The 8,531-nt window shown below is 64.8% G+C and carries 5 protein-coding genes and 1 pseudogene; 3 read left to right on the top strand and 3 right to left on the bottom strand.

Features of this window, described 5'->3' with window-relative positions; genetic code table 11:
* The coding region (gene aspS, locus JWQ24_RS07790) for an aspartate--tRNA ligase (protein ID WP_299806349.1) at positions 1-1,464 on the bottom strand (1,464 nt) is incomplete at its 3' end.
* 455 nt (positions 1,465-1,919) lie between these two features.
* On the opposite strand from aspS, the gene JWQ24_RS07785 reads away from it, so the two are divergent.
* The 3 genes from JWQ24_RS07785 (at position 1,920) to rnd (ending at position 6,514) form a co-directional block, all read left to right on the top strand.
* Positions 1,920-3,599: a methyl-accepting chemotaxis protein gene (locus tag JWQ24_RS07785; RefSeq protein ID WP_299806347.1), complete on the top strand. Its 1,680-nt coding sequence runs from the start codon at positions 1,920-1,922 to the stop codon at positions 3,597-3,599.
* Positions 3,600-3,792: 193 nt separating this feature from the next.
* Entirely contained in the window at positions 3,793-5,268 is a 1,476-nt protein-coding gene (locus tag JWQ24_RS07780; RefSeq protein ID WP_299806345.1) for a protein adenylyltransferase SelO, read from the top strand.
* A 100-nt stretch (positions 5,269-5,368) separates the two neighbouring features.
* On the top strand, positions 5,369-6,514 hold the full coding sequence (gene rnd, locus JWQ24_RS07775) for a ribonuclease D (RefSeq protein ID WP_299806343.1): 1,146 nt from the start codon (positions 5,369-5,371) through the stop codon (positions 6,512-6,514).
* 44 nt (positions 6,515-6,558) lie between these two features.
* Here rnd and ppx read toward each other — a convergent pair whose 3' ends face one another.
* Together ppx and JWQ24_RS07765 are read right to left on the bottom strand one after the other, a co-directional pair.
* A complete protein-coding gene (gene ppx, locus JWQ24_RS07770) occupies positions 6,559-8,061 on the bottom strand; it encodes an exopolyphosphatase (RefSeq protein WP_299806341.1) in 1,503 nt (500 codons plus the stop codon).
* A 12-nt stretch (positions 8,062-8,073) separates the two neighbouring features.
* Positions 8,074-8,531 (bottom strand): annotated as a pseudogene (locus tag JWQ24_RS07765) (RNA degradosome polyphosphate kinase); the annotation flags it as partial.

Below are 8,531 nucleotides of genomic sequence, written 5' to 3'. Positions count from 1 at the left end.
GCCGGACGACAGCTCGATGCCGTTGCAGACGATGTCGTATTGGAAGGCGTTGATCGTCAGCGGATCGCGGGTCTCCAGGGCCTCGAGCCCGCCCTGCGGCATCGAGAACGGGTTGTGCGAGAACTCGACCTTCTTCTCGTCCTCGTCGTATTCGTACATCGGGAAATCGACGATCCAGGCCAGCGCAAAGCGCTCCTTGTCGATCAGGTTCAGCTCTTCACCCAAACGCGTGCGCGCGAGGCCGGCGAACTTGTAGAATTTGGCGGGATCGCCGGCGACGAAGAACGCGGCATCGCCGGCCTTCATGCCCAATGCCACGCGGATCGCCTCGGTGCGTTCCGGGCCGATGTTGTTGGCCAGCGGACCCGCGCCTTCGTTGCCCTCGCGCCACATGATATAGCCGAGGCCGGGCTGGCCCTCGCCCTGCGCCCACGAGTTCATGCGGTCGCAGAATGCGCGGCTGCCGCCGGTCGGACCGGGGATCGCCCAGACCTGGTTCTTGTCGTCTTCCAGCATCCTTGCGAACACCTTGAAGCCCGAACCGCGAAAATGTTCGGAGACGTCCTGCATCTCCAGCGGGTTGCGCAAATCGGGCTTGTCGGAGCCGTACTTGCGCAAGGATTCCGCGTAAGGAATCTTCGGCCAGTCCTTATTGACCTTCTTGCCCCCCGCGAACTCTTCGAAAATGCCAGTGATCACAGGCTGCACAGCGGCGAACACGTCTTCCTGCTCGACAAAGCTCATTTCGAGATCAAGCTGGTAGAACTCGCCCGGCAGACGGTCGGCGCGCGGGTCTTCGTCGCGGAAGCACGGCGCGATCTGGAAGTAGCGGTCGAAGCCCGACATCATCAGCAGTTGCTTGTACTGCTGCGGCGCCTGCGGCAGCGCGTAGAATTTTCCGGGATGAATGCGCGACGGCACCAGGAAGTCGCGCGCGCCTTCCGGCGACGAGGCCGTGAGGATCGGCGTCTGGAATTCGAAGAAGCCCTGCTCCTTCATCCGCTTGCGCATCGAGTCGACGATCGCGCCGCGGGTCATGATGTTCTGGTGCAGCTTCTCGCGACGCAGATCGAGGAAGCGGAACTTGAGCCGGATGTCTTCCGGATAGTCCTGATCGCCGAATACCGGCAGCGGCAGTTCCAGGGAGGAACCGAGCACTTCGATGGAGGAAATGTAGATTTCGACCGCGCCGGTCGGCAGGTCGGCGTTCACGGTGCCTTCGGGGCGACGACGCACCAGGCCGTCGATCTTCACCACCCATTCCGAGCGCAGCAGCTCAGCGTCCTTGAACGCCGGCGACGAGGGATCGGCGACGCATTGCGTCAGGCCGTAATGGTCGCGCAGGTCGATGAACAGCACGCCGCCATGGTCGCGAATGCGGTGGCACCAGCCGGACACGCGAACGGTCTGGTCGATGTTGGTGTCGCGGAGCGCGCCGCAGGTGTGAGACCGGTAGCGATGCATAATCATCCTGAAGGTGCGTCAGAGGGCGGAATCGTTCGCGGATAAGCGCGAAGCGCAGGGTTTACCCGACCGGCCCCGGCGCGGCAACCAAGCAGCAGCCCTCCCCAGCCATCCGCACACCGCGCATCGCGGAGTGCGTCAACATGCCGGACGGAACTTGATACCGACGCTCCCGCAATGCGGGAAGTGCATGATTTTAAACGCTAAACGAGTACTACGACGCAAGGTAACGTGCGGTATCTGGGTTGCGGAAACGCAGGTAATCCATCACCAAATCAACCACTTAGGTCGAAATTATACTGCCTGTTTACCGTTCATTGACCAACAGCCCCCACTGTGAACGCGTGGACCCTGCTCGTTTTGAAGGCAGATGTTCAATTGGAACTTGCGTCCCTTTTAGCTGCGTCCCCCGCCGTCTCACGGCCAGGCGCGGCAGAACCACCGAGGATCATTTCGTGCTCGCCAGATATTCAATCAGCGCCAAATTGTTTGCCATCGTCGCCTTCCTGTTTCTTGTCATCGCCACCATCGGCGCCCTCTCTTTCGTGCAGATGGGCGCGATCAATGCGGCCACCCAGGACATCCAGGCGCGCTGGCTGCCCAGCGTGCGCTGGATCGGCGAAATGCGCGTGCAGTCCGCCCGCTTTCGCGCCGTGCTGCGCGATCATCTGATCGTCGCCGATGCCGACCGGCCCGACGTCGACAAGAACCTCGCCGCCCGCAAATCGGATTTCGAAAAGGCCGCCCGGGCCTATGAGCCGCTGGTGTCGTCGCCGGCCGAGCGCGAACTCGCCGACAAGCTGAATGCGCAGTGGAAGGAATTCATCACCGGATCGACCGAGGTGCAGAAGCTCGCCAGCAACGGCAACCTCGCCGGAGCCAAGGAAATCAACGCCAAACAGGTGGTGCCGGTCGGCCGCGCGATGGACGCCACGCTGGCGAAACTGGTCGAGCTGAACGACACAGGCGCAGATGTCGCCGGCAAGTCGGCTGACGCCACCTATTCCGGCGCGGTCCACATGATGATCGCCTTGCTCGCGGCCGCCGTGGTGCTGGGCCTCGGCGCCGCGATTTATCTCGTGCGCGACATCCGCCGCGGCATCGGCTCGATCCTCAAACCGATGGGCGAACTCACCTCCGGCGAATTGTCGGCCGACATCCCGCATCAGGACGCCGCCACCGAGATCGGCCGCATCGCGCGCGCGCTGCAGATATTCAAGGAGGCGCTGATCGCCAAGCGCGCCGCCGATCAGGCGGCCGGCGCGGATGCCGTGATCAAGACCGCGCGTGCCGAGACCATCAGCCGGGCGACGCGCAACTTCGAGGCGATGATCGGCGAGCTGGTCGGCTCGCTGTCGTCCGCCTCCACCCAGCTGGAAGCTTCCGCCACGACGCTGACCCGGACCTCCGATGTTACCATCACGCTGTCGGGCTCGGCGGCTTCGGCCTCGCACAGCGTGTCGGAGAACATCCAGTCGGTCGCCGCTGCCACCGAGGAGATCACCTCCTCCGTCAACGAAATCGGCCGCCAGGTCCACGAGTCCAACCGCATCGCCGACACCGCCGTACAGCAGGCCGCAAAGACCAACCAGAGCATCGCGAAACTGTCGCAGGCGACCTCGCGGATCGACGACGTGGTGAAGCTGATCACTGCGGTCGCCGAGCAGACCAACCTGCTGGCGCTCAACGCCACCATCGAGGCCGCCCGCGCCGGCGAGGCCGGCCGCGGCTTCGCGGTGGTCGCGGCCGAAGTGAAGGCGCTGGCGTCGCAGACCGCGAAGGCCACCGACGAGATCGGCGCGCAGATCGCCGGCATGCAGGCCGCGAGCGCAGAGACCGTCGTCACCATCCAGGAGATCGGTGCGACCATCACGATGATCTCCGAAGTCTCATCGGCGATCGCCGCCGCGGTCGAGGAACAAGGCGCGGCCACGCAGGAGATCGCCCGCAACGTGCAGCAGTCGGCGCAACTGAGCACGCAGGTCGCCCATGAGGTGACCGAGGTGAACCGCGGCAGCGCCGAAACCGGCGCCGCCTCCGGCCAGGTGCTGTCCGCCGCGCAGTCGCTGTCGATCGAAAGCAGCCGGCTGAAGAGCGAAGTAGAGAAGTTTTTGGAGACGGTAAGGGCGGCGTAACGCGCCTGCGGATCAACCTGGTCTTGCCGCCACCAGCACAACTGTCATCGCCCGCGAAAGCGGGCGATCCAGTATTTCGCGACGCCAATGATAGAGCCGCGCCGCTGCAGTTTACTGGATCACCCGGTCAAGCCGGGTGAAGACAGCGGTGTGCGCGGTTGCCAATTTCGCGCCCGATCCCCATCTTCTCCCCATGACCATCCAGTTCCCGTTCGACAACAGCTACGCCACCCTGCCCGCCAATTTCTTTGCGCGGGTGGCGCCGACGCCAGTCGTCGCGCCAAAGCTCATCAGGCTGAACCGGCCGCTCGCCTCGCAGCTCGGCATCGATCCGGACTGGCTGGCCAGCCCCGAGGGCGTCGAGGTGCTCGCCGGCACGCGGGTCCCGGACGGCGCCGATCCCCTCGCGATGGCCTATGCCGGCCACCAGTTCGGCAATTTCACCGCGCAGTTGGGCGATGGTCGCGCGATCCTGCTCGGCGAGGTCGTCGACCGCGACGGCGTGCGCCGCGACATCCAGCTCAAGGGCTCGGGACCTACGCCGTTTTCGCGCCGCGGCGATGGTCGCGCCGCGCTGGGGCCGGTGATCCGCGAATACGTTGTCTCGGAGGCGATGTTCGCTTTGGGCATCCCGACCACGCGGTCGCTCGCCGCGGTCATCACCGGCGAACGCGTGCAGCGCGAGACCATGCTGCCCGGCGCGGTGCTGACCCGGATCGCCGCCAGTCACATCCGCGTCGGCACCTTCCAGTTCTTCGCCGCACGGCAGGATTTTACGGCGCTGAAGCATCTCGCCGACCATGTCATCAACCGGCACTATCCTGACGCCGCGCAGACCGAACATCCCTACCGCGCGCTGCTCGATGGCGTCATCGCCAGGCAGGCGCAGCTGGTGGCGCGCTGGCTGCTGGTCGGCTTCATTCATGGCGTGATGAACACCGACAACAGTTCGGTGTCCGGCGAGACCATCGATTACGGCCCGTGCGCCTTCATGGACGACTACGACCCGAAAACCGTGTTCAGCTCGATCGACGAACTGGGTCGCTACGCTTACGCCAACCAGCCCCGCATCACGCTGTGGAATCTGACGCGCTTTGCCGAAACCCTGCTGCCTCTGTTCGCCGACGACGAGAAGGCCGCGATCGAGATCGCACAGGCGTCATTGGCGGAGTTCTCCGGCCTGTTCGACAAAGCCTATCAGGCCGGCCTGCGCCAGAAGCTCGGCCTGTTCACATCGCAGCCCGACGACGCTGCGCTGGCGCAAGACCTGCTGGCGGCGATGGCCGCCAACCAAGCCGATTTCACCCTGACGTTCCGCGGGCTTGGCGCCGCCGCGCTCGATCCAGCCAATGACGAGGCGATGCGGGCCCTGTTCATCGATCCGGCCGCCTATGATGCCTGGGCGGGCCCGTGGCGCGCCCGGCTGGCGATGGAAACCGAGACCCCCGCCGCCCGTTTTGCCGCGATGCAGGCGGTCAATCCGGCCTTTATCCCACGCAATCACCGCGTCGAAGCCGCCATCCAGGCCGCCATGGCCGGCGACTACGCGCCGTTCGAGGAACTGGTGACGGTATTGGCCACTCCCTTCGAGGACCAGCCGGAACGCGCCGATTACGCCGATCCGCCGCTGCTGCACCAGCGGGTGCTGAAGACCTATTGCGGCACCTGACGGCCAATTTCACCCTGTCCGGGAGACGGATCGGCGGGAACAAGCTTGACTTGCCCGCCGTTTGGGCCGAACGCCTTGGCAAAAGCGTTATGGACCGGACATGGAACTGATCACCACCACAGCCCAGCTGACCGCCGCCTGCGAGCGTCTCGCCAAGCATCCCGCGATCACGGTCGATACGGAGTTCCTCCGCGAGACTACCTATTACCCCCTGCTCTGCGTGGTCCAGATGGCCAGCGCCGAGGACGCGTTGGTGATCGACACGCTGGCCGAAGGCATCGATCTCAAGCCGTTCTTCGAGCTGATGACCAATCCCGCCGTGCTCAAGGTGTTTCACGCGGCGCGCCAGGACATCGAGATCATCGTGCACCGCGCCGGCGTGGTGCCCTATCCGATCTTCGATACCCAGGTTGCGGCCATGGTGCTCGGCTATGGCGACAGCATCGCCTACGACCAGCTGGTCGAGCGGATCACCGGCCACCGCCCGGACAAGACCCACCGTTTCACCGACTGGTCGCATCGCCCGCTCTCTGAGGAACAGGTGCATTACGCCGTTTCCGACGTGACCCATCTGCGCGACGTGTTCGCCGCTCTGGACGCCGACCTGAAGAAGCGCGACCGCAGCGACTGGGTCTCCGAAGAGATGGAAGTGCTGACCTCGCCGAAGACCTACGACTTCCACCCCGAGCGCGCCTGGGAGCGGCTGAAGACCCGCGTCCGCAAGCCGAAGGAACTGGGCGTGCTGATGGAAGTCGCCGCCTGGCGCGAGCAGGAAGCGCAGAGCCGCGACGTGCCGCGCTCGCGCGTGCTGAAGGACGACGCCGTCGGCGACATCGCCACCCACGCGCCGACCTCGCTGGAGAAGCTGGCATCCTTGCGCTCATTGCCGAAGGGCTTCGATCGCTCCAAGTGGGGCTCGGACATCGTCGAAGCCGTCAAGCGCGGCGTCGCCCGCGATCCCGCCACCTTGCCGAAAATCGAGAAGCCGCGCGGCAGCTCCAATGGTGGAGCCATCGTCGAGCTCTTGAAAGTATTGCTGCGCATGACTTCGGAGCGCCACGCCGTGGCCTCCAAGGTGATCGCCACCGTGGACGATCTCGAGCAGATCGCCAATGACGACCACGCCGACGTCGGCGCCCTCTCGGGCTGGCGCCGCGAACTGTTCGGCGATGCCGCGCTCGCGCTCAAGCAGGGCCGCTTGGCATTGGCGATCGAAAAAGGCCGCGTGGTCCGGGTCGAGCGGTAGGCTCCGCGCTCTACTGTCGTCCCTCGTTCGCGGGGACGACAAACTCACCGCCGCACGATGGATCCCGACCGCCCGACCAGCTTCGCCAGTTGCTTGAAGCGGCTGCCGACGCGGTCGGCGACGAGATCGACCATGCGATGCTCGAACACCAGCATCAGCTTGCGGTCCTTGGCAGAGAAGTGCGTCGCCGGCAGCACGCCGGGGCGCGCGGCGGAAATCAGATGCGCCACGCGGAACAGCGCCCCGAGCACGCGCGCGCGCTCAAGCTGCGCCGGCGTCACCAAAGCGCGTACCGGCTCCGGCGGCTCGTTCTCATTGCTGAAGCCGGCGTAGCGATAATACACCGACAGCGCCACGAAGGCGCGGCCGTGATGATCGACCGAGCCGAAATTGCCGTTGGTGATGAGGTTCAACGTCTGCTCGCCGCGATAGTCCGGATGCATGCGCCAGCCGACATCGGACAAAAGGCAGGCGACGCGGCGCAGCCGGCGCTCGTCCTCGGTTTCCTTGATCTTGGCGACGCGAACGAAGCGGTCGCTCCAGTCGCTGAGTTCCTGCGCGTGCTTGGCCGAACGCGACAGCAACCTGTTCATCGTTTCCGCCGCGGCGGCCAGGCCATCTTCCGCGCGCTTGGCGAGCGGCAGCATGTCGTACAGCAGCCCTTCGCGCACGCCGTAGGTCGAGAACACGATGGTCTTCGGCCTGGCGGTGAGGATGATGTTTTCCAGCACCAGTGCCGCATAGACCAGCAGCGGCTGGCGGGCTTCCGCGATCGATTCAATATTGGCGAGGATGTTGGCGGTGGCGAGCCGGCGCAGCCGCCGGACGAAATCCAGCGCCTCGATCGCCGGCAGCGAATAGCCGTGCATCACCCGCAGCGGATAGCCGCTCTGGATGATGTGAATGCGCGCCAGTGCGCGCCACGTGCCACCGACCGCGTAAAAGGCGCGGCCACGGCCGGCCTTGAGGTGAACGACATCCGAAAGTTCGGTCTTGACGATACGCTCGGCGCGCTTCAGCGATTTCTGCGATAGATCCTGCAGCGCCAGGCTTCCGAGCGGCAGCGTCACGCCGCTGTGAACGCGGTTGCCGCGCACGTCGATCAATTCCAGCGACCCGCCGCCGAGATCGCCGACGATACCATCCGGCTTGTGAATGCCGGAAACAACGCCCAGCGCGGATAGTTTGGCCTCGCGCGGCCCCGACAGGATTTCGATCGGTACGCCGCAGATGCGTTCGGCCTTGGCGATGAAGTCGGGGCCGTTGGTGGCATCGCGGCACGCCGCGGTGGCGATGGCGTGGACGCGTCCGACTTTCATCACCCGGCACAACGCGCGAAACCGCCGCAGCGACGTCAGTGCCTTGAGGACGGCATCGGGCGCCAGCAGGCCTGTGGTCTGCACCTCGCGGCCGAGCCCGCACAATGTCTTCTCGTTGAAGATCGATACCAGGCTGCGCTCCATCGCCTCGTAAACGACCAGACGCACCGAATTGGAGCCGATGTCGATGACCGCGACGCTGGATGCGCGTTGGCGCGGCCGCTTCACCGTAAAAACTCCTTATGACGATTGCTGACGTTCGGTACGGCGCGTGAGGCGGCGCGGCGAAGATTCCTTGAGCGACTTTCCACGGCCTGACAGACTCGGATTCGTCATGAAGTAATTATGCAGGTTGAAGGGCTCCTCACCCTTCGCCGCCTTCATACGCGTTGACGATCCATCCGGCAATAACTGCCAGCTTTGCTCGGTATCCTTCAGATTGGCGACCATGATCTGCTCGAGAACCTGCTGATGCACCGTCGGATTCTGCAACGGACAGAGGATTTCGACGCGGCGGTCGAGGTTGCGCGGCATCATGTCGGCCGACGAGATATACACAGCTTCTTTGGCACTCGGCAGCCAATGTCCCATGCCAAAGCAATAGATCCGACCGTGTTCGAGGATGCGGCCGATGATGGACTTGACCCGGATGTGGTCGGAATGACCGGGCACGCCGGGCCGCAGGCAGCAGATGCCGC

It is taken from the genome of Tardiphaga sp. (genome assembly GCF_028290495.1).
Taxonomy (GTDB): Bacteria; Pseudomonadota; Alphaproteobacteria; order Rhizobiales; family Xanthobacteraceae; genus Tardiphaga.
This window is presented reverse-complemented; position numbering and strand designations above follow the sequence as displayed.

Excerpts from the sequence above, each read along its gene's own strand:
- JWQ24_RS07780 (WP_299806345.1), top strand. The coding sequence starts at position 3,793 with ATGACCATCCAGTTCCCGTTCGACAACAGCTACGCCACCCTGCCCGCC.
- rnd (WP_299806343.1), top strand. The coding sequence starts at position 5,369 with ATGGAACTGATCACCACCACAGCCCAGCTGACCGCCGCCTGCGAGCGT.